The sequence below is a fragment of the Methylobacterium sp. 4-46 genome (genome assembly GCF_000019365.1).
In the GTDB taxonomy this organism is placed as follows: domain Bacteria; phylum Pseudomonadota; class Alphaproteobacteria; order Rhizobiales; family Beijerinckiaceae; genus Methylobacterium.
In genome coordinates, this window is sequence record NC_010511.1 from 2,483,013 (window position 1) to 2,500,933 (window position 17,921).

Annotated in this window: 17 protein-coding genes; 7 read left to right on the forward strand and 10 right to left on the reverse strand. The window is 74.8% G+C overall.

Annotated features, from left to right (window positions below):
• Positions 1-13: 13 nt before the first annotated feature.
• From fabI to fabA, 3 genes are all read right to left on the reverse strand, one after another.
• A complete protein-coding gene (fabI, locus tag M446_RS10580; protein ID WP_012332097.1) occupies positions 14-841 on the reverse strand; it encodes an enoyl-ACP reductase FabI in 828 nt (275 codons plus the stop codon).
• Positions 842-876: 35 nt separating this feature from the next.
• Positions 877-2,103, reverse strand: coding sequence for a beta-ketoacyl-ACP synthase I (gene fabB, locus M446_RS10585; protein WP_012332098.1), 1,227 nt, complete (start codon positions 2,101-2,103; stop codon positions 877-879).
• A 97-nt stretch (positions 2,104-2,200) separates the two neighbouring features.
• Positions 2,201-2,752, reverse strand: coding sequence for a 3-hydroxyacyl-[acyl-carrier-protein] dehydratase FabA (gene fabA / locus M446_RS10590; RefSeq protein WP_012332099.1), 552 nt, complete (start codon positions 2,750-2,752; stop codon positions 2,201-2,203).
• Between the two features lie 283 nt (positions 2,753-3,035).
• Here fabA and irrA point away from each other — a divergent pair, with 283 nt between their 5' ends.
• Positions 3,036-3,530, forward strand: a complete 495-nt coding sequence (gene irrA, locus M446_RS10595) for an iron response transcriptional regulator IrrA (protein ID WP_012332100.1) — start codon at positions 3,036-3,038, stop codon at positions 3,528-3,530.
• A gap of 186 nt (positions 3,531-3,716) precedes the next feature.
• Here irrA and M446_RS10600 read toward each other — a convergent pair whose 3' ends face one another.
• Positions 3,717-4,301 (reverse strand): SH3 domain-containing protein, encoded by a 585-nt coding sequence (locus tag M446_RS10600; protein ID WP_012332101.1) that lies wholly within the window; start codon positions 4,299-4,301, stop codon positions 3,717-3,719.
• A 430-nt stretch (positions 4,302-4,731) separates the two neighbouring features.
• On the opposite strand from M446_RS10600, the gene M446_RS10605 reads away from it, so the two are divergent.
• The gene (locus tag M446_RS10605; protein WP_012332102.1) at positions 4,732-5,736 is read left to right on the forward strand and encodes a 2-hydroxyacid dehydrogenase; all 1,005 of its coding nucleotides are present in this window, start codon (positions 4,732-4,734) and stop codon (positions 5,734-5,736) included.
• A gap of 27 nt (positions 5,737-5,763) precedes the next feature.
• Here M446_RS10605 and M446_RS10610 read toward each other — a convergent pair whose 3' ends face one another.
• Genes M446_RS10610 through M446_RS10620 form a run of 3 tightly spaced genes read right to left on the reverse strand, consistent with a single transcriptional unit; the run spans position 5,764 to position 9,418 of the window.
• Positions 5,764-7,068: a flavin monoamine oxidase family protein gene (locus tag M446_RS10610; protein WP_012332103.1), complete on the reverse strand. Its 1,305-nt coding sequence runs from the start codon at positions 7,066-7,068 to the stop codon at positions 5,764-5,766.
• Complete coding sequence (locus M446_RS10615) at positions 7,065-7,589, reverse strand: hypothetical protein (protein WP_012332104.1); 525 nt, start codon at positions 7,587-7,589, stop codon at positions 7,065-7,067. The genes M446_RS10610 and M446_RS10615 overlap by 4 nt, the downstream gene beginning before the upstream one ends.
• Before the next feature lie 20 nt (positions 7,590-7,609).
• The gene (locus tag M446_RS10620) at positions 7,610-9,418 is read right to left on the reverse strand and encodes a hypothetical protein (RefSeq protein WP_012332105.1); all 1,809 of its coding nucleotides are present in this window, start codon (positions 9,416-9,418) and stop codon (positions 7,610-7,612) included.
• Positions 9,419-9,614: 196 nt separating this feature from the next.
• Between M446_RS10620 and M446_RS10625 the strand changes: the two genes are divergently transcribed.
• A complete protein-coding gene (locus tag M446_RS10625) occupies positions 9,615-11,117 on the forward strand; it encodes an NAD(P)/FAD-dependent oxidoreductase (RefSeq protein ID WP_012332106.1) in 1,503 nt (500 codons plus the stop codon).
• A 193-nt stretch (positions 11,118-11,310) separates the two neighbouring features.
• On the opposite strand, the gene M446_RS10630 is transcribed toward M446_RS10625, so the two are convergent.
• Positions 11,311-11,802: a DUF2243 domain-containing protein gene (locus M446_RS10630; RefSeq protein WP_012332107.1), complete on the reverse strand. Its 492-nt coding sequence runs from the start codon at positions 11,800-11,802 to the stop codon at positions 11,311-11,313.
• A gap of 163 nt (positions 11,803-11,965) precedes the next feature.
• Between M446_RS10630 and M446_RS10635 the strand changes: the two genes are divergently transcribed.
• The 3 genes from M446_RS10635 (at position 11,966) to M446_RS10645 (ending at position 15,179) form a co-directional block, all read left to right on the forward strand.
• A complete protein-coding gene (locus tag M446_RS10635) occupies positions 11,966-13,318 on the forward strand; it encodes a DUF2157 domain-containing protein (RefSeq protein WP_012332108.1) in 1,353 nt (450 codons plus the stop codon).
• The gene (locus M446_RS10640; protein ID WP_012332109.1) at positions 13,315-13,953 is read left to right on the forward strand and encodes a GDYXXLXY domain-containing protein; all 639 of its coding nucleotides are present in this window, start codon (positions 13,315-13,317) and stop codon (positions 13,951-13,953) included. The genes M446_RS10635 and M446_RS10640 overlap by 4 nt, the downstream gene beginning before the upstream one ends.
• Before the next feature lie 80 nt (positions 13,954-14,033).
• A complete protein-coding gene (locus M446_RS10645; protein WP_012332110.1) occupies positions 14,034-15,179 on the forward strand; it encodes a complex I NDUFA9 subunit family protein in 1,146 nt (381 codons plus the stop codon).
• A 60-nt stretch (positions 15,180-15,239) separates the two neighbouring features.
• On the opposite strand, the gene M446_RS10650 is transcribed toward M446_RS10645, so the two are convergent.
• Positions 15,240-15,956 carry a sulfate transporter family protein gene (locus M446_RS10650; RefSeq protein ID WP_012332111.1) on the reverse strand — a complete coding sequence of 239 codons (717 nt, stop codon included), beginning with the start codon at positions 15,954-15,956 and terminating at the stop codon, positions 15,240-15,242.
• 106 nt (positions 15,957-16,062) lie between these two features.
• Here M446_RS10650 and M446_RS10655 point away from each other — a divergent pair, with 106 nt between their 5' ends.
• Positions 16,063-16,452 (forward strand): DUF3775 domain-containing protein, encoded by a 390-nt coding sequence (locus tag M446_RS10655; protein ID WP_012332112.1) that lies wholly within the window; start codon positions 16,063-16,065, stop codon positions 16,450-16,452.
• A 270-nt stretch (positions 16,453-16,722) separates the two neighbouring features.
• On the opposite strand, the gene M446_RS10660 is transcribed toward M446_RS10655, so the two are convergent.
• Positions 16,723-17,856 (reverse strand): YbdK family carboxylate-amine ligase, encoded by a 1,134-nt coding sequence (locus M446_RS10660; RefSeq protein ID WP_012332113.1) that lies wholly within the window; start codon positions 17,854-17,856, stop codon positions 16,723-16,725.
• Between the last annotated feature and the right edge of the window lie 65 nt (positions 17,857-17,921).

Consider the following 17,921-nt stretch of genomic DNA (forward strand, 5'->3'; position numbering starts at 1 on the left):
GCGCGGGGCGGCCTCAATCCCCCACCACGCCCGCGTCGTCCTGCGCCTTCAGCACCGCCGGGCGGGGCATCGCGATGATGTTGAAGCCGGAATCGACGAAGTGGACCTCCCCCGTGACCCCGCCCGACAGGTCGGACAGCAGGTAGAGGGCCGCCCCGCCGATCTCCTCGATCGTCGCGTTGCGGCGCAGGGGCGAATGGGCGCGCTGGTGGTTGAACATGAGCCGCGCATCCGCGATGCCCGCCCCCGCGAGCGTGCGCACCGGCCCCGCCGAGATGGCGTTGACCCGGATCCCGTCCGGGCCGAGATCGGCCGCGAGGTAGCGCACCGAGGCTTCGAGCGCCGCCTTGGCGAGCCCCATCACGTTGTAGTTCGGCATCACCCGCGTCGCGCCGCCGAAGGTGAGGGTCAGGAGCGTGCCGCCCGGCCGCAGCCTCTTCGCCGCCCGCTGCGCCAGCTCCGTGAAGGAGAAGCAGGAGATCACCATCGTGCGGGAGAAGTTCTCGCGCGTGGTGACGTCGACGTAGCGGCCCTTGAGCTGCGCCTTGTCGGAATAGCCGATGGCGTGGACCAGGAAGTCGAATCCCTCCGGCCAGTGGTCGTCGAGGGCGGAGAAGACCGCCGCGACGCTCGCCGGATCCTCCACGTCGCAGGGCAGCACGATGCGCGACCCGAGGGAGTGCGCGAGGGGCGTCACCCGCCGCCCCAGCGCCTCGCCCTGATACGTGAAGGCGAGCTCCGCCCCCTGCGCCGCGAGGGCCTTGGCGATGCCCCAGGCGATGGAGTGGTCGTTCGCGACCCCCAGCACGAGGCCGCGCTTGCCTGCCATCAAACCTGTCACGCCGGCTCTCCTGGTTGCGGTTCCGTCAGGTCTCGTCAGGCGTCGACGTGCTTGAGCACGAGCGTGGCGTTGGTGCCGCCGAAGCCGAAGGAGTTCGACAGCACGTGGCCGAGCCGGGCATCGTCCACCCGGCGGCGCAGGATCGGCATGTCGGCGAAGGCCGGGTCGAGCTCCTCGATGTTGGCGCTCTCGCAGATGAAGCCGTTGTTCATCATCAGCAGCGAGTAGATCGCCTCCTGCACCCCGGTCGCGCCGAGCGAGTGCCCGGTGAGCGACTTGGTGGCGGCGATCGGCGGGCAGGATTCGCCGCTGCCGAACACCTCGCGGATCGCCTCGATCTCCTTCTCGTCGCCGACCGGCGTCGAGGTGGCGTGCGGGTTGATGTAGTCGATCTTGACGCCCTTGAGCCCCTCCAGGGCCTGGCGCATGCAGCGCACGGCGCCCTCGCCCGAGGGCGCCACCATGTCGTGCCCGTCCGAGGTGGCGCCGTAGCCGGCGATCTCGCCGTAGATGCGCGCGCCGCGGGCCTTGGCGTGCTCCAATTCCTCCAGCACCAGCACCCCGGCTCCGCCGGCGATCACGAAGCCGTCGCGCGCCGCGTCGTAGGCGCGCGAGGCCCGCGCCGGCGTGTCGTTGTACTTCGCCGACATCGCGCCCATCGCGTCGAACAGCACGGACAGCGTCCAGTCGAGCTCCTCGCAGCCGCCCGCGAAGATGATGTCCTGGCGCCCGGCCTGGATGATCTCGGCGGCGTTGCCGATGCAGTGGTTCGACGTGGCGCAGGCGGACGAGATCGAGTAGTTCACGCCCTTGATCTTGAACCAAGTGGCGAGCGTGGCGGAGGCGGTGGAGGACATCGCCTTGGGCACCGCGAAGGGGCCGACGCGCTTGGGGCCCTTGGCCCGCGCGATGTCGGCCGCCTCCACGATGGCGTGGGTCGAGGGTCCGCCCGAGCCCATGATGATGCCGGTCCGCTCGTGCGAGACCTCGCTCTCCTCGAGGCCCGCGTCCCGGATCGCCTGCTCCATCGCCACGTGGTTCCAGGCGGTGCCGCCGCCGTGGAAGCGCATGGCGCGCCGGTCGACCACCGTCTCGGGATCGAGGGTCGGTGCGCCCTGGACCTGGCAGCGGAAGCCGTGGGCGGCGAAGGGCTCGGCCCGGGTGATGCCGGAGCGCGCCTCGCGGAGGGATGCCAGCACCTCCTGGGTGGTGTTGCCGATGGATGAGACGATGCCCATCCCGGTGATCGCGACGCGCCTCATGACGATCGCAGCCCTCCTTCGCGGCGTGGAAAGCGCCGTCTCCTTGTCACCTAGGCCCGTCCCGGGCCGATCTCAACCGTCCGTTGGGGCAGGTCTGTCAGCCGCCCGCCGGCGTGACCGCCTGAAACAGCCCGACCCGCAGGTCCTTGGCGTCGTAGACGCGCTCCCCGTCGGCTTCGAGCCAGCCATCCGCGATGCCGAGCACGAGGCGGCCCTGGCGCACGCGCTTGAGATCGACGCCGTAGACGACCCGCTTCACGCTCGGCAGGACCTGGCCCGCGAGCTTGACCTCGCCGACGCCGAGCGCCCGGCCGCGGCCGGGCGCGCCGAGCCAGCCGAGATAGAAGCCGACCATCTGCCAGAGCGCGTCGAGGCCGAGGCAGCCGGGCATGACCGGGTCGCCGTGGAAGTGGCAGGGGAAGAACCAGAGGTCCGGCCGCACATCGAGCTCCGCCCGCACGTGCCCCTTGCCGTGCACCCCGCCCTCCTGGCCGATCGACGTGATCCGGTCGAACATCAGCATCGGGGGCAGCGGCAGCTGCGCGTTGCCGGCACCGAACATCTCCCCACGGCCGCAGGCGAGCAGGTCCTCGTAGGAGAACTGCGAGGGCCGGTTCGGGGCGTCGGCGGCGGGTGTGTCGGCGGCCATGGAGACGGAGCGATCCTTGGTCTGGAGTGGGGAACGGGCGGGTCTCGCGACCCGCCGCGAACCGTCCGGCCCGCGGCGAGGCGCGGCCCGCAGAGCGGCGCCTGTAGCATAGGGTGCCCTGCGCTTCAAAGCCGCCGCCGCAAAGCCGCCGCCGTGCCCCGCAGGCCGGAACTATAACATTTCTGATCTGCGGAGTGGGGGCCCTGTTCGGGTTGCGGCGGTGGCGCCCTGTCCGTATAACCGTACCGTATCACCGCCCGCTCGAACGCTGATTGTCTGGCTGATGAACGACCTGACGCCCCTGCATGCCGTGCTCAGCGCCCGCGCCCCGGCCTCGCCGTCCGACGGCGCGGCGGGACAGCGTCGCGGCTGTCCGCTCTCGGAGCTGCGCGACCGCCTGCGCCGCGCGGGCCTGCGCCCGACGCGTCAGCGCCTCTCGCTCGGCTGGCTGCTGTTCGGCAAGGGCGACCGGCACCTGACGGCGGAGATGCTCTACGACGAGGCGATGCGGGCGAAGGTGCCGGTGTCGCTCGCCACCGTCTACAACACGCTGCACCAGTTCACCGAGGCGGGGCTGCTGCGCCAGCTCGCGCTCGACGGCTCGAAGGCCTATTTCGACACCAACCCGAGCGAGCACCACCATTTCTTCCTGGAGGAGGAAGGGCAGGTGCTCGACATGCCGGATTGCGGCATCACCGTCGACGCGCTTCCCCAGCCTCCCGAGGGCATGGAGATCGCGGGCGTCGAGGTGATCGTGCGGCTGCGCCGCCGGACCTGACGGCTTTTCCCAGGATCCGAGTCCCAGGATCCGAGCGCGGGTCCTGCGCGGGCGGCCTGGCTCCGCCCGGGCGGGCACGCCGCCGTGGCGCAGCGCCCTGAGAGCATCCTGGTTCGGCCGCGGAGAGGGCGGATCCGGCGCGGGAATCGCGGCGCGCAGCCGCCCTCGCGTCGCGGGCGCCCCGCGCTACTCCACTTTCTCGTTCGGATACACGCCCCAGAGGCGGTCCTGGCGCATGTAGCCGTCCACGTCCCCGCGCTTCTGCGGCAGCGCGACGATCAGGCGGCACCAGGTGCCGTTGCACGATTTCACGCTGCCGATGACCCCGGCCTGGAGCTGGGCCACGACTCCGCCGCCGCCCTCCCGCTCGGCGTAGAGCGGCACCGGTGCGGCCTTGTCGCCCGGCGCCAGCACGACGGCGGTGCGCCGCCCGGAGAGCAGCGAGTGCAGCACCCAGCCCTCGGTCCCCTCCGAGTCGCGGATGCGCCGCCAATTCTCGAATTCCGCCACGATCTCGACCGGCAGCCCCGCCCGCTGGAACACCCAGAGGGTGCGGTGGTCCTTCGAGGGACCCTCGCGCAGGTTGACGCGGTCGGTCTTGAGGCTGACGTAGCGGGGCACCGGCAGCCCGCTGCGCGAGCCCAGGGTGACGTCCGGCCCCTTCGCGGACGCGGCCGCGCCGGCCGGGCCCGCGGCGAGCAGGGCCGCCAGGGTTCCGGCGAGGAGTGCCGGGAGAGCGGTGAAGAGGGCACCCGCGCGCGCGAAGGGCATCGGATCTCGTCTCCGTCGTCGGACCAAAGGTCCGCATCACTTTTTGCAGCGGGGCGGTAGCCTCGGCCGCCAGAGATGCGTAGAGAGGCCGGCGCGGACGGCGCGGCGCCGTGCTTCGGCCCGGCTTCTCGTCTGCGTGTGTGGCCGAATGAGGGTTAACGGAGCGTAGCGGTCCGGACTCGGTCGCTCGGCGCGGACGCGCGGGTATGGCAAGGGTCGGTTTGGCGAGCGTCGGTTCGGCAAGGGTCGGTTTGGCATGGGTCAAAGCCCGTCGCCCTCGGCCCGTGGCAGAGGTCGACGGCTTTGCCGCACGGCAAAGTCGCCGGAGGGGTTTCCGGCGGGCTGCGCCATCGCCTATCGTGGGCGCGAGCAGGCCGGGACAAGGGCTGCCGGGCCCGCGTCGGCACGGGTCGGGGACGGGGAGGGTTCAGTGTCGTCGTTGAAGCGCAAGCCGCTCGTGGTCGTGACAAGGCGCCTGCCGGACGTGGTGGAGACGCGCATGCGCGAGCTCTTCGACACGCGGCTCAACCACGACGACAAGCCGCTCTCGCCGGCCGCCCTGGCGCAGGCCGTCCAGGAGGCGGACGTGCTCGTTCCGACCGTCACGGACGAGATCGACGCCTCGGTCCTGGCCCAGGCCGGGCCGAACCTGCGGCTGATCGCGAATTTCGGCAACGGCGTCGACCACATCGACGTCGACACCGCCCTGCAGCGCGGGATCACGGTCACCAACACGCCGGGCGTGCTGACCGAGGACACCGCCGACATGACGATGGCGCTGATCCTCGCGGTGGCCCGGCGGCTCACCGAGGGCGCGCGCATCATCCCGGAGGATGCCTGGACCTCCGGCTGGTCGCCGACCTGGATGCTCGGGCGGCGCATCACCGGCAAGCGCCTCGGCATCGTCGGCATGGGGCGCATCGGCCAGGCGCTGGCGCGCCGCGCCAAGGCCTTCGGCCTGTCGATCCACTACCACAACCGCCGCCGGGTCGCGGCCCGCACCGAGGCCGAGCTCGAGGCGACCTACTGGGAATCGCTCGACCAGATGCTGGCGCGGGTGGACATCGTGTCGGTGAACTGCCCGCACACGCCCGCGACCTATCACCTGCTCTCGGCGCGCCGCCTCAAGCTCCTGAAGCCCGAGGCCGTGGTGGTGAACACCGCCCGCGGCGAGATCATCGACGAGACCGCCCTCGCTCGCCTGATCGAGGTCGGCGACATCGCCGGGGCGGGGCTCGACGTGTTCGAGCAGGAGCCGGCGGTGAGCCCCCGCCTCGTCAAGCTCGCCAAGGCCGGCAAGGTCGTGCTGCTGCCCCACATGGGCTCGGCCACGCAGGAGAGCCGCGTCGACATGGGCGAGAAGGTCATCATCAACATCAAGACCTTCCTGGACGGGCACCGCCCGCCGGACCGCGTCCTGCCGAGCATGCTCTGAGGGCCGCGGCCGGGGCCAGGCCGGGGGTCAGGCCAGGGCCGCCGCGATCGCGGCGGCGGCCCGCTCGCCCTCCTGGTAGGCGCCGCCCGCCGTGCCCCATTGCAGCCGCGACAGGGCCTCGCCGGCGAACCAGATCCGGTCGCCGACCGGCGCCTTGAGCGTCTCGCGGGCGGGCGCGTGGCCCGGCGGCACCACGGCCCAGGAGCCGCGCGACCAGGGATCGTGCCGCCACTCGCTCACTGCCGGGACCGCGAGGTCGGCGAGGCGCCCGGCCCCGAGATGGGCGGCGAGCGCCGCGCGGGCGAGGCGCCGGGCGCCGTCCGGCCCGGCCCGGGCGGCGTCGAGCGCCGCGGCCAGCGGACGGTCGAGCTCGAAATAGTGGAAGGCCTTACCGTCGACCCGGGTCAGGAGCCCGGGCGGCTGCAGGCGCCCGCCGGTGAGGCCCGCCAGCCGGTCGCGGCCGCGGAACGGGGCCGAGGGCCAGTGCAGCACCACGTGCTCGTAGATCCCCGGCAGGAACCCGTCGATCGCCCGCCGCACCGCCCGCGGCAGGGGAGGGGAGAAGCGCAGGCCGTCCTCATCCTGAAGCACCATCACGGGGACCGTGACGAGGCAGGCCCGCGCCCGCAGGCGCCCGGCCGGGCCCGCGTCGATGGCGACGCCGGGCCCCGACCAGTCGATCGCCCGCACGGGCGCGCCGAGCGCGATCGGCAGCCCGCGCGCGAGCCGGGCGAGGTAGGCGCCGTAGCCGCCCGCGACGAAGAAATTGTCCCCGTACTCCATGCTGGGGAAGTCGTGCAGGCTCACCTCGCCCAGCGGCCGGCCGGAGACGAGGCCGTGCACCAGGGCGACCCGCGCGCCCCAGGGGCCGAGCCCGGGCGGCAGGGCGGTCGCGGCCGGCCGGTCCGGCCCGCCCCGCGCGGCGCCCGCGGTCATCGCCCGGTCGGCGAGCGCGAAGGCGCGGCCGTAGGCGGCGTCCTCGGCCGGGCGCGCCCGGCGCCGCCCCACCATCAGGTGGCTCTCCTGCGCGGCCCGGCGCAGGGGTTCGCCCCGCGCGCGGCCGAGCGCCACCAGCGGATTGATCGGCCCGGCATGCAGCCAGTGGGCGCCGAGATCGACGGGGTGGCCGCGCAGGGTCGTGGTGAAGGTCCGCCCGCCGACGCGGTCGCGCGCCTCCAGCACCGCGACCGCGAGGCCCCGCGCCGCCAAGTGCCGCGCGGCCGCGATCCCGGCCGCCCCGGCCCCGACCACGACCACGTCCGGATCCCGCGGCGGCGCGGCGAGCGGCGGCACGGTGTGGGGGCGGAAGCGCGCGTGGTCCGGGCGTCTCATCGCAGAATCGTCCTCACGCCGTCTAGCCAGCGGGCCAGCCGGGCGTGGTTGTCGGAGAGGAGGCCCGCCCCGACCTGGCCGCGGGCGTGGAGCGCGAGCGTCGAGGCGCCCTCGCCGCGCCCGACGATCTCGACCGTCACCGTGTCGGGGAAACGCATCAGGCGGGAACGCGCGACGAAGCGATCCTGCTCCCCCCAGCGGTCGGTGAAGACGAGCTCGGTGTCCGGCTCGGCCGCCGCGACCCTGCGGACGACCTCGCGAAGCGCCGCGCCCGCCACCGGCCAGGTCGGGGGCACGAGGTCCGCCGCGGCGCGCGGGCAGACATCCGGCGCGCAGGCGAGGGCGTCGCCCGGCCGGCGGGTGAGCGTGGCGAAATCGACCGGGCCGAGATCCGGCGGGCCGTAGAGCAGCATCCACAGCTCCTCGATCCCGCCCGGCTCCGGGCCCCGCGCCACTGCGAGGCCGCCCGCCCCGAGGAGGCAGAGGAGGAAAGCCGCGAGCAGGGCCCGGGGCGCCGGCATCCTCAAGGGGGCCGGCGGCCTCACGGCGTCGGGCGCAGGCGCCACGCCTTCAGGGCGGCGTGCGGCATCGGGATCGGCTCCAGCCAGGACGGGGCGACCTTGCCGCGGGCGAGGTCGCGGACGAGCGGCGGACCGCCCTCCTCGTCCTCCCCCGGCGGGCAGATCGCGATGTAGGCGGCGCGCCGCTCGGCCGCCACGCGGCGCAAGGCCGCCTCGTCCCGGAAGGCGTCGAGCGCGGCCGCGATCCCCTCGCCGGCGCGGTGATACGGCGCGGCCACGACCCCGTGCGGGGTGTGGAGGAGCAGGAAGGGGCCGAGATCGACCGGGGCCAGCACCGTCCCGGGCGGCGCGGCGGCGAGCGCCGCCGCGGCGTCCCGCGTGGTGCAGGCGCCCCAGCCGCCCTCGCCGGGGGGCGGCGCCGTCAGCCCGGCGAGCGCCGGGAGGGCCGCCGCGACGAGCCACACCTTGCCGATCAGGCCGAGGCCGGCGGCGAGGAGCGCCGCCCGCGCGCGCGGATCGGCCTCCGGGGCGCGCAGCAGGCCGAGGACGCGGTCGAACACGGCCCCGCCCGCGAGCGCCACGAAGCCGGAGGCCACGTAGAGGCCGCGGAACTGCAGCGTGCCGAGCAGGGTGCCGAGCCAGAAGGCCCCCGCGAGCACGGTCCAGGCCCGCCGCTCCCCGGCCGGGCCGCGCCGCGCCAGGGAAGTGGCGACCAGCGCGCCGACGAGTTCGGGGCCGTAGGCCGAGAGGGCCGGACCCGGCATCTCGGCGAGGTGGCGCCAGATCGGCAGCATCTCGCTGACCTTGGCGAGCCAGCCCTGGCGCACGCTCTCGGGCATGCCCGCGAAGGGGCCGCCGAGGCAGGCGGGCGCGACGAGCGCGAATCCCGCCGCCATCAGGGCAGCGCCGAGCGCCGCGACGGCGAGCCGGCCGGCGCGGGTGGGGAGGCGCCCGCCCAGGGACGCCGCCGCGAGGCCGGTGGCGCCCGCGCAGGCGGCGATCCACAGCCAGGGCGGCGAGAGCGCGTCGCAGGCGGGCGCTCCCCACTGCGCGGGCGCGGTGGTGAGGGCGAACAGCCCGAGGCTCCCGGCGGCGAGCGCCGCCGCGAACCCCGCGAAGGCCCCGAGCGCCCGCGCCCCGGAGAGGATCCAGGACCCGCAGACGAGGAGCCCGGCGGCCGCGATGAAGGGCAGGGTCTCCAGCCCGACCGCGAGCGAGAGGGCCGCGAGCGCGCCGGCCGCCGCCCCGTCCCGCCAGCCCGGCGCCGGCCCCATCAGCCGCAGGGCGAGGGCGAGCACGGCGCAGATCTGCACGTTGTGATGGTCGATGCGACCGGGCGCGAACAGGCCGGTGACGAGGGCGGCCTGCGTGGCGAGGAACAGGGCGAGGAGGGCGGCCCGGGCGCCGAACAGGCGCCGCGCCCCGCCCAGCAGGCAGGCCCCGTAGAGGCAGAACAGCAGGGGCGGCCAGAGTGCCGCGGCGAGCGCCTCGGCCTGGCCGCCCGCGAGCGGGCGCAGAAGCAGGAGCAGCGCCGCGACCGGCAGGTCGACGAGGCGGGACCAGTGCATCGAGGCGCCGGCGGGCGGCAGCAGCCGGTGCTGGCCGACGTCGAACCAGGACTGGCCGGCGAGGAAGTCCCGCACCTGGACGAGGCGCATGGCGTCGTCGGTGTCCGGCAGGTGGAGGTCGCGCAGGACCGGCACGAAGGCTTGGGCCCCGAAGGCGCCCGCCGCCCCGACCGCCACGAGGCCCCAGAGGACCGGCCGGCTCTCGAAGAGCGACGGCCGGCCGGCGCGCGGCTGGGCGGGGAGGAGGGCGGTGGGGAGCATCGGTCGATCCCGGGGAGCGCCCCCTGCCTGCCACGCCGCCCTTACCCCCCGGTTACGGCCCGCGATCCCGCCCCGGATACGCGGCGCGCCGCCCGCCCGCGGAGAGGTGTTGTTTACCCATTCATCCTTAATGTCCCGGGCAGCCGAGATCCGTCGCGACCTGCCGCGCCCCCCGGCGACACCGGAGCCGAACCCGATGAGTCTGCACACCGAGACGCTGGTCATCGGCGCCGGGCCGGCCGGCCTGACGGCCGCCTACCTTCTCGCGAAGGCGGGCCGCGACGTCACGGTTCTGGAGAAGGATCCGGAGCGCGTCGGCGGCATCAGCCGCACCGTCGATTACAAGGGCTACCTGTTCGACATCGGCGGCCACCGCTTCTTCTCGAAGTCGAAGGAGGTGGTGGACCTCTGGAACGAGATCCTGCCGGACGACTTCATCGAGCGGCCGCGCCTGTCGCGGATCTACTACAAGGGCCGCTACTACGCCTACCCGCTGAAGGCGTTCGAGGCCCTGCGCAATCTCGGCCTGTGGCAGAGCGCGGCCTGCGTCGCCTCCTACCTCTACGCCCGCGCCCGGCCGGTGCGGGAGCCGCGGAGCTTCCATGAGTGGGTGCGCAACCAGTTCGGCGAGCGCCTGTTCTCGATCTTCTTCAAGACCTACACCGAGAAGGTGTGGGGCATGTCCTGCGACGCGATCTCGGCCGATTGGGCGGCCCAGCGCATCAAGGGGCTCGACCTCGGCGCGGCGATCCGCGACGCGCTCGTGCGCTCGCTCGGCCTGCGGGGTCGGCCGAAGCCGGGCGAGCCGGTGATCAAGACGCTGATCGAGTCCTTCCGCTATCCGCGCCGCGGCCCCGGCATGATGTGGGACGCGGCGACCGCCGCGATCCACGGCTTCGGCGGGCGGGTCCTCCTCGACCGCGGCGTCGAGAGCCTGTCCTTCGACCAGGGCAGCGGCCTGTGGACGGTGGGCGCCCGCCGCCGGGACGGCAGCCGCGAGACCTTCACGGCCCGCCACGTGATCTCCTCGGCGGCGATCCAGGACCTCGTGCGGGCGATCCGGCCCGCGCCGCTCTCCACCTTCCACGCCCGCGCGCTCGCCTACCGCGACTTCATCACGGTGGCGCTGATCGCCCGCGGTGCCGAGGACTTTCCCGACAACTGGATCTACATCCACGACCCGAGCGTGAAGGTCGGACGGGTGCAGAACTTCCGCTCCTGGTCGCCCGAGATGGTTCCGGACCCGGCCTATACCTGCCTGGGGCTGGAATATTTCTGCTTCGAGGGCGACGGCCTGTGGAGCGCGCCGGACGAGGAGCTGGTGGCTCTGGCCAAGCGCGAGATCGCGCAGATCGGCCTGATCCGGGCCGAGGACGTGGTGGATGCCTGCGTGGTGCGCCAGCCCAAGGCCTATCCGGTCTACGACGAGGCCTATCGCGACAACGTCGCGGCGATCCGCCGGGACCTGGAGGGAGCCTACCCGACCCTGCACCTCGTCGGGCGCAACGGCATGCACAAGTACAACAACCAGGACCACGCCATGATGACCGCCATGCTGACGGCGCGGAACATCCTGGCCGGCCAGCGCCTCTACGACGTCTGGGGCGTGAACGAGGACGCCGAGTACGCCGAGGCCGGCATCGCCGGGGCGCGCGAGGCGCTCCAGAGCGAGCGGCTGGTGCCGCGCAAGGTCGCCTGAGCGGCCCTCCTCCGCCTCGACCTGCACCGCGCGGGGAGCGGCCCGCGGCCTCACGGCCCGCAGCGGATCGCCAGCAGGGCGTCGAGGCTCGGCGCCGCGCCGAGGAGCGCCACCCGCCAGGCCGGCGCGGTGGCGGCGCCCAGCCCGAGACCCAGGACCAGCCAGGGCAGAGCCGCCCGCAGCCGCGGGGCCGTCAGCGCGAGGCGGCGCGCCGGCGGCCCGCCCGCAGCAGGGCCGCCCCGGCCATCAGCATCACCGCACCCCAGGCCAGGAACCCCAGATCCCACGCCAGCCATCGCGACCGCTCCACGCTCTCGTTGACATGGTGCACGCCGAGGATCTGGTGATCGACCACACCCTCCACGAGGTTGAACAGGCCCCAGCCTGCCAGCACCGCACCCGCCATCTGCAGGCCCGACCAGCGCAGGCGGTCACGATGCGCCCGTCGCCAGAGCAGGAACAGGCCCAGCACCACGAAGACGTAGGTCGTGCTGTGGAAGATCCCGTCCCACAGGGTGTTGCGCTCGAGCGCGGCGAGCGAGGTGATCGGGTACCAGCTGCTCAGCATGTGGTGCCATTGCAGCACCTGATGCAGCACGATGCCGTCGAAGAAGCCGCCCAGGCCGAGGCCGAACAGGATCCCGGCGGCGACCGGGAAGGCGGGCCTGGGATCGGCCTCCGGCATCGGGCCCTCCGTCTGGCTGCGCGTCCCGAGTGAACGGATGCGGGGGACCGCCGTTCCGCGCGTGCCGGGCCGCACCGCGGCCGTGCGGCGTCTCGGCGACAGGTGCGCGCCCGGCTATCATCGCGCCCGGAAGCCGGGCCGTGAGGGAGCGTCGCCAGCCGCCATGCCGTTGAGCTACCGCGACCGCGTTCTCGCCGACATCCGCGCCTGGGCCGCCCGCGGCCTCATCGACGCCGAGCAGCAGCGCCTGCTGGAGGCCGAGCTGCGGCGGGAGCCGGGCCTCGCCGGCCTCCAGGTCGCCCTCGGCGCCGTCGCGGCCCTGCTCGTCGCCGTCGCGGCGATCACCTTCGTGGCCTCGAACTGGGCCGGGATGCCGCCCCTCTGGCGCCTCGTCCTCCTGGTGGCGGCGGATGCCCTCGCGGTCGGGCTCGCCGCCCTCGCCACCCTCCGGCATCGCCGCAGCGGGGACGTCACGCTGCGGCGCCTCGCCGACGCCCTGGCCGGGCTCTCGGTCGCCGTCTCCGCCGCCGCGCTCGCCCTGATGGGCCAGACCTTCCACCTGCCGCCGGACCTGCCGGGCTACGCCGTCACCGTCGCGGTCGTTGCCACCGCGACCGCCCTCGCACTGCGCTCCGGCAGCGCGGGCGGCCTCGCCGCCGCGGGGCTGGCGCTCGCCGCCTGGGCGGATTTCCTCCAGGACGGCGCCGAGGCCGCGCCGGGCCTGCCGCATCCGGCCTGGCCCTGCCTCGTCGTGCTGGCGACCGGCCAGCTGTCGGGGCGCATCCCGGCACGGACCGCCGGGTTCTTCCTCCTGCTCCTGCCGCTCGCCAGCGCGGTCGCGGTGCCGGCCGCGGGCCCGCGCATCGATGCGGGCCGGCTCGCGCTCTTCGCCCTCGCGGTCGTCACCGCGGCGCAGGCCGCCTCCCGCCTGCCGCGCCTCGGTCCGGGGGTCGCGCGCCGGCTCGCGCGGCTCGCGCGGGCGGCCGGGGGCTTCGTGCTCCTCGCCCTGCTGGCGCGGGCCGCGGGCCTGCTCGGCGCCGAACCGGCCGGGAGCGCGCCCTCGTTCCCGCGCCTCCTCGCCGGACTCGCCCTGGTCGGGCTCGGCCTCGCGCTGCCGCGGCCGCGCGGGACACCCGTCCCGATCGGGCCCGCGATCCTCGCCGGGGCGGCGCTGGTTCCCCTGGCGCTCGGCGCCGGTCCGCCGTCCCGCGGCGCCGCGGCCGCCCCGGCCCTGGTCTGGACGGTGCTGCTCCCCCTCCTCGCCGTGGCGGTGGCGGCCCGGCTCGACGGGCGCCGCGCCCTCGGGGCCGTCAGCCTGGCCGCCTGCGCCGCCATGACCCTCGGCGTGCTGCTCCTCGGCGACGACCTGATCGGCGTCGCCCTCCACCTGCTCGCCGCGGGCGCTCTCGCGGCCCTCGCCCTCGCGGCGACCCGCCGCCTCGGCGCGATGCGGCCGGCCCGGCCGGGAAACGGGCCGAGGGCGGGGCCCAAGGACGAGCCGAGGGACGGGCCATGATCCGCGACCTCCTGCCGCGCCTGCGCGGCGCCCCGGCGAGCGCCGCGCTGTTCGGCCTCGTCTTCCTCGTGCAGGCGCTGCCCGCCGTGACCGTCGCGGTCGAGCAGTCCCGGCGGCTGACCACCGGGCGGCCGGTCCTGCTCGCCACCGCCACCCGCGATCCGCGCGACCTGTTGCGGGGCGAGTACAGCGTGCTGTCCTACGAGATCGGCCAGCCCGCGAACCTGCCCGCCGCCCCGGACCTCGCCGCGTCCTGCCCCGCGCAGGGCGCGTGCCCGCTCGCCGCCGGCACCACCGTGTACGTCACGCTCGTGCCGGGGGAGGACGGCCTGTCCCGCGCCGCGGCCGTCGCGGCCGCACCGCCCGCGGACGGCGCCCTCGCCCTGCGCGGCACGGTCCGGTTCGGCACCCTGGTGCCGGGCGGCTCCGCCGTCTGTCCGGCCGCGCGCTGCCTCGCGGGCGCGGTCACCTACGGCATCGAGCGCTGGTACGGGCCGCAGGGCGCGCCCGCGGCGCTCGACCGCCTCGACCGCGGCCGGATCCGCATCCGCGCCCGGGTCGATGCCGCGGGCGGGGCCGTCCTCGACGCCGTCCTGGTCGACGGCCGGGAGGTGGCGCGCACCCCGCGGCTCTGAGCCCCGCGGCCCCGCGGGCGCTTCACAGCTTCGGTGCCTTTGACTAAGGAGCCGGGACGCCTCCGCACAGGATCCCGACCATGCCCGACCCCGTCGGCCCGACCCGGCCCGCCTCGCAGCTCGTGACCGTGTTCGGCGGCTCGGGCTTCCTGGGACGGCACGTGGTGCGGGCGCTCGCCAAGCGCGGCTACCGCATCCGCGTCGCCGTCCGCCGGCCCGACCTCGCGCAGTTCCTGCAGCCCCTCGGCCGCGTCGGCCAGATCGTCGCCGTGCAGGCGAACCTGCGCGACCCCGCCTCGGTCGCCCGCGCCGTCGAGCACGCGGACGTGGTGGTCAACCTCGTCGGCATCCTGCAGGAGAGCGGGAACCAGCGCTTCCAGCGCCTCCAGGCGGAGGGGCCGGGGGTCATCGCCCGGGCCGCCGCGGCGATCGGCGCCCGGATGGTGCACGTCTCGGCGATCGGCGCCGATGCGGGCTCGCCCTCGGCCTACGCGCGCTCGAAGGCGGCCGGCGAGGCCGGCGTGCTCGCCGCCCGCCCCGACGCGGTCATCGTCCGGCCGTCGATCATCTTCGGCCACGGCGACAGCTTCTTCAACCGCTTCGCCGCCCTCGTCGGCCTGCTGCCGGTGCTGCCGCTCGCCGGGGCCGAGACCCGCATGCAGCCGGTCTTCGTCGGCGACGTCGCCGAGGTGATCGCCCTCGCCGTGGACGGCAAGGCGCGGCCCGGCACCACCTACGAACTCGGCGGCCCGGAGATCCTCACCCTGCGCCAGCTCGTGGAGTACACGCTGCAGGTCACGATGCGCCGCCGCCTCGTCCTGCCGATCCCGGCCCCGGCCGCCCGCCTCCAGGCCTGGGCCCTCGAGACCGTCGACGCGCTCACCCTCGGCCTCCTGCCCGACAGCCTCAAGCTCACCCGCGACCAAGTCTTGCTGCTGGCGCGGGACAACGTCGTCTCGGAGGCGGCCAAGGCGGAGGGGCGCAGCTTCGAGGCCTTCGGTATCGTCCCGACCGCCATCGAGGCGGTGGTGCCCGGCTATCTCTGGCGCTTCCGCAAGGCGGGGCAGTTCGCCGTCGGCCGCGGCAGCCCCGGCATGGCAGCCGTGCCGGACCTGCTCGCCGCCGCGCCGATGGGCGAGCATTCCGCCCATCACCCCGAGCAGGCCGGCGGCCCCGCGATCGGCCAGAAGGCCGCGGGCGCCGGTCAGGCGCCCGGCATGCGCTGAGGCGCGGGCGCCCGCTCGGCGGGGCCCGCGCCCCCGCCCCGCGGGGTTCGCGCCGGGGCCTCAGCGGATCTGCCGGCGGCCCTGCGGCGGCACGAGCAGCCGCTCGCGGCTGAGCCCCTTGTGGACATGGACCATGAGGGCGATGCCGAAGAGCGGGGTGAGCAGGTTCAGCACCGGCACCACCATCAGGCCGGCGAGGAGCGCGCCGGCCGCCAGCACCGTCGCCGAGTGGTGGCGGCGCATGGCCTGCGCCTCGCCGAGCGGCCGGAACCGCGCCGCGGCGAGTTCGAAATACTCCCGGCCCAGCAGGTAGGTGTTCGCGCCGAAGAAGGCGATCAGGTTCACGCCGGGCACGAAGAACAGCGCCAGCGCGACCAGGTTGACGAGGAGCGCCAGCCCCGCGAAGCGCAGGGCGTAGAGCAGGGCCTGGCCCAGCGCCATGGCTTGGCCTGGCACCTCGTCCGGGAAGTCGGTGCGCTCGACGATGTCGGCGGCGTCGTCCACGAAGTAGCCGGCGACCAGGATCGAGACCGGCGGCAGGATGTAGGCGAGCGCCACGAACAGCCCGGCCCCGGCCAGGAAGAACGCGAAGCTGTTGACGATCGGGTACTGCGCCGAGATCGGATGCCCGATCAGGAAGGCGTCGATCAGCCGGGTGAGCCCGAACCAGACCAGCACCAGCAGGCCGATCGTCAGGCCGAGCGACCGCCACAGGATGCGCCGCAGGGATGGGGAGAGCACCTGCCGCAGGGCCGCGGCGGCGGCGGAGAGGAGCATCGTGACCTCGCGCGATGAGGAAAGCCGCGCCCGGGGACCCGGGCCGCGCCTCGCGGGTTGAAGGGGCAGCCGCCGCGCCGGCGGCGCTGCGTGGCAGGAGATACGCATGGACATCGCCGTCGAGAAGGTCTGTGAATTCATCCTGCGGGTGCGGGCCCTCGACGTGAAAGAAGGCCCGACGGATGCGGATTCGGGCTCGAACCCGATCGACGATGGCGCCCGCGACGTGCTCATCGAGGATCCCGACGACGCCACCGAGGAGGAGCTGCGCGAGGTGATCGCGGGCCTCAACGACGACGAACGGGCCGAGCTGGTGGCCCTGCTCTATGTCGGGCGCGGCGACATGGAGCCAGAGGAGTTCCCGGACGCGGTGCGCCTCGCCCGCGAGCGCGAGGCGGCCGGCACCGATCCGGCCAATTACCTGCTCGGCATCCCCAACCTGGGCGACCTGCTGGCCGAGGGGCTGGAGGGGATGGGGCTGCGCTGCGACGTGTGATCGCAACGGCCCGGGAGGCCGACGCCTCGGGCCGTTGATCGATCCCCCGTCCCCGGCTCATGGCCGGGGGCTTGGCCGGACGCTTGGCCGAGGGCTTGGCCGAGGGCTTGGCCGGGGGGTTGGCGGAGATCCGGCGATCGGCTCGGCGTGGCCGTCGGGCAGCCGATAGCCGCCTCCGCCGGCTTCGATGCCGAACCGACTACCAGGATTGCCGATGACGGGCCGCGCCGGAGCCGCCCCGGGGCGGGCGCCCGCGCCCGGCGGCGGGCCTCAATGCCAGCTCGGATTGGCGCCGATCGTCTCGGCCGAGAGCCAGTCCACCACGCAGGCCAGGGCCTCCCGGACCGGCAGGCCGCGGCCCTGCGCCTCCGTGAACAGGGCGAGCTGGCGGTCCGCGCTGGTGCCGCGGGCGACGATCCAGCGGGCGAGGTCGAGTTCGGCCGTGCAGCCGAGGGCGGCCCCGTCCTCGGCGACGAGGGCGAGGGTGCGGGAGAGCAGCGCCGGCACGGGCTCGGCCTCGCCCGATTCCGTCATCAGGCTGCCGTGGATGCCGGAGCGCTGCGCCCGCCAGCAATTCTCCGCCGTGATCGCGTGGGTGGCGCCGGTGAGGTCGCGCTGGAGCGACGGGTCCCGGGCGAGCCGCCGCACGAGGCAGCGCGTCAGGGCGGCGATCGCCAGGGTGTCGTCGAGGCGCGTGCAGCTGTCGGCGATGCGCAGGTCGAGGGCATGCGCCTCGCCGGCGGGCCGGATCACCCACCAGACATGGGCGAGGTCGGCGATCGCCCCGGCGCGCATCAGGGCCGCGAGGTAGCGCGCGTGGTCGTCCTCGTCGCGGAAGTAGGGTGGCAGGCCGCTGCGGGGCAATTCGCGCGAGGCCGCGAGCCGGTAGCCCATCAGCCCGGTGCGCTGCGCCTGCCAGAAGGGCGAGGAGGTCGAGAGCGCCAGGATCAGCGGCAGGAAGGGCTGGATCCGGTTCATCACGTCGATGCGCGACACGCCCTCCGGCAGCCCGACCCGGATCGACAGGCCGCAGACCACGGTGCGGCTGCCGACCATCTGCAGGTCGCGCTGCACGCGGTCGCGGGCGGCGGCGTCGCGCGGGCGCACCCGGCTCCACAGGGCGATCGGGTGGGTGCCCGCCGCCATGACGGTGAGGCCGCGCGCGGCGGCGAGCGCCCCGATCCCGCCCCGCAGCGCCTCCAGCGCCCGGCGGGCCTCGGCGAGGTCCGCGACCGGCGGTGTCGACCAGATCAGCCGGGGCTCGATCAGGTCGTGGCGCGCGGCCGGGAAGTCCCGGCGGCAGACGCCGAGGAAGTCCCGCATCCGCGCGCGCGCGGCGTCCCGCTTCTGCGCGTCGTTGAGAAAGACGTCTTCCTCGATGCAGAGCGCGAAATCTGCGGCCATGCGCGATTCCTCCGGGCGCGGGGCCGCGAGGCCGCCGGCGCGTGTCATCGGTCGGGTGTGTGGCG

Bases quoted from the DNA above. Each gene is read 5' to 3' on its own strand.
- M446_RS10600 (WP_012332101.1), bottom strand. From the start codon at position 4,301: ATGCCCTTCGCGCGCGCGGGTGCCCTCTTCACCGCTCTCCCGGCACTC.
- M446_RS10630 (WP_012332107.1), bottom strand. From the start codon at position 11,802: ATGCCGGAGGCCGATCCCAGGCCCGCCTTCCCGGTCGCCGCCGGGATC.
- M446_RS10620 (WP_012332105.1), bottom strand. From the start codon at position 9,418: ATGCTCCCCACCGCCCTCCTCCCCGCCCAGCCGCGCGCCGGCCGGCCG.
- fabB (WP_012332098.1), bottom strand. From the start codon at position 2,103: ATGAGGCGCGTCGCGATCACCGGGATGGGCATCGTCTCATCCATCGGC.
- M446_RS10650 (WP_012332111.1), bottom strand. From the start codon at position 15,956: ATGCTCCTCTCCGCCGCCGCCGCGGCCCTGCGGCAGGTGCTCTCCCCA.
- M446_RS10645 (WP_012332110.1), top strand. From the start codon at position 14,034: ATGCCCGACCCCGTCGGCCCGACCCGGCCCGCCTCGCAGCTCGTGACC.
- M446_RS10640 (WP_012332109.1), top strand. From the start codon at position 13,315: ATGATCCGCGACCTCCTGCCGCGCCTGCGCGGCGCCCCGGCGAGCGCC.
- M446_RS10615 (WP_012332104.1), bottom strand. From the start codon at position 7,589: ATGCCGGCGCCCCGGGCCCTGCTCGCGGCTTTCCTCCTCTGCCTCCTC.
- M446_RS10625 (WP_012332106.1), top strand. From the start codon at position 9,615: ATGAGTCTGCACACCGAGACGCTGGTCATCGGCGCCGGGCCGGCCGGC.
- M446_RS10610 (WP_012332103.1), bottom strand. From the start codon at position 7,068: ATGAGACGCCCGGACCACGCGCGCTTCCGCCCCCACACCGTGCCGCCG.
- M446_RS10660 (WP_012332113.1), bottom strand. From the start codon at position 17,856: ATGGCCGCAGATTTCGCGCTCTGCATCGAGGAAGACGTCTTTCTCAAC.
- M446_RS10635 (WP_012332108.1), top strand. From the start codon at position 11,966: ATGCCGTTGAGCTACCGCGACCGCGTTCTCGCCGACATCCGCGCCTGG.
- fabA (WP_012332099.1), bottom strand. From the start codon at position 2,752: ATGGCCGCCGACACACCCGCCGCCGACGCCCCGAACCGGCCCTCGCAG.
- irrA (WP_012332100.1), top strand. From the start codon at position 3,036: ATGAACGACCTGACGCCCCTGCATGCCGTGCTCAGCGCCCGCGCCCCG.
- M446_RS10655 (WP_012332112.1), top strand. From the start codon at position 16,063: ATGGACATCGCCGTCGAGAAGGTCTGTGAATTCATCCTGCGGGTGCGG.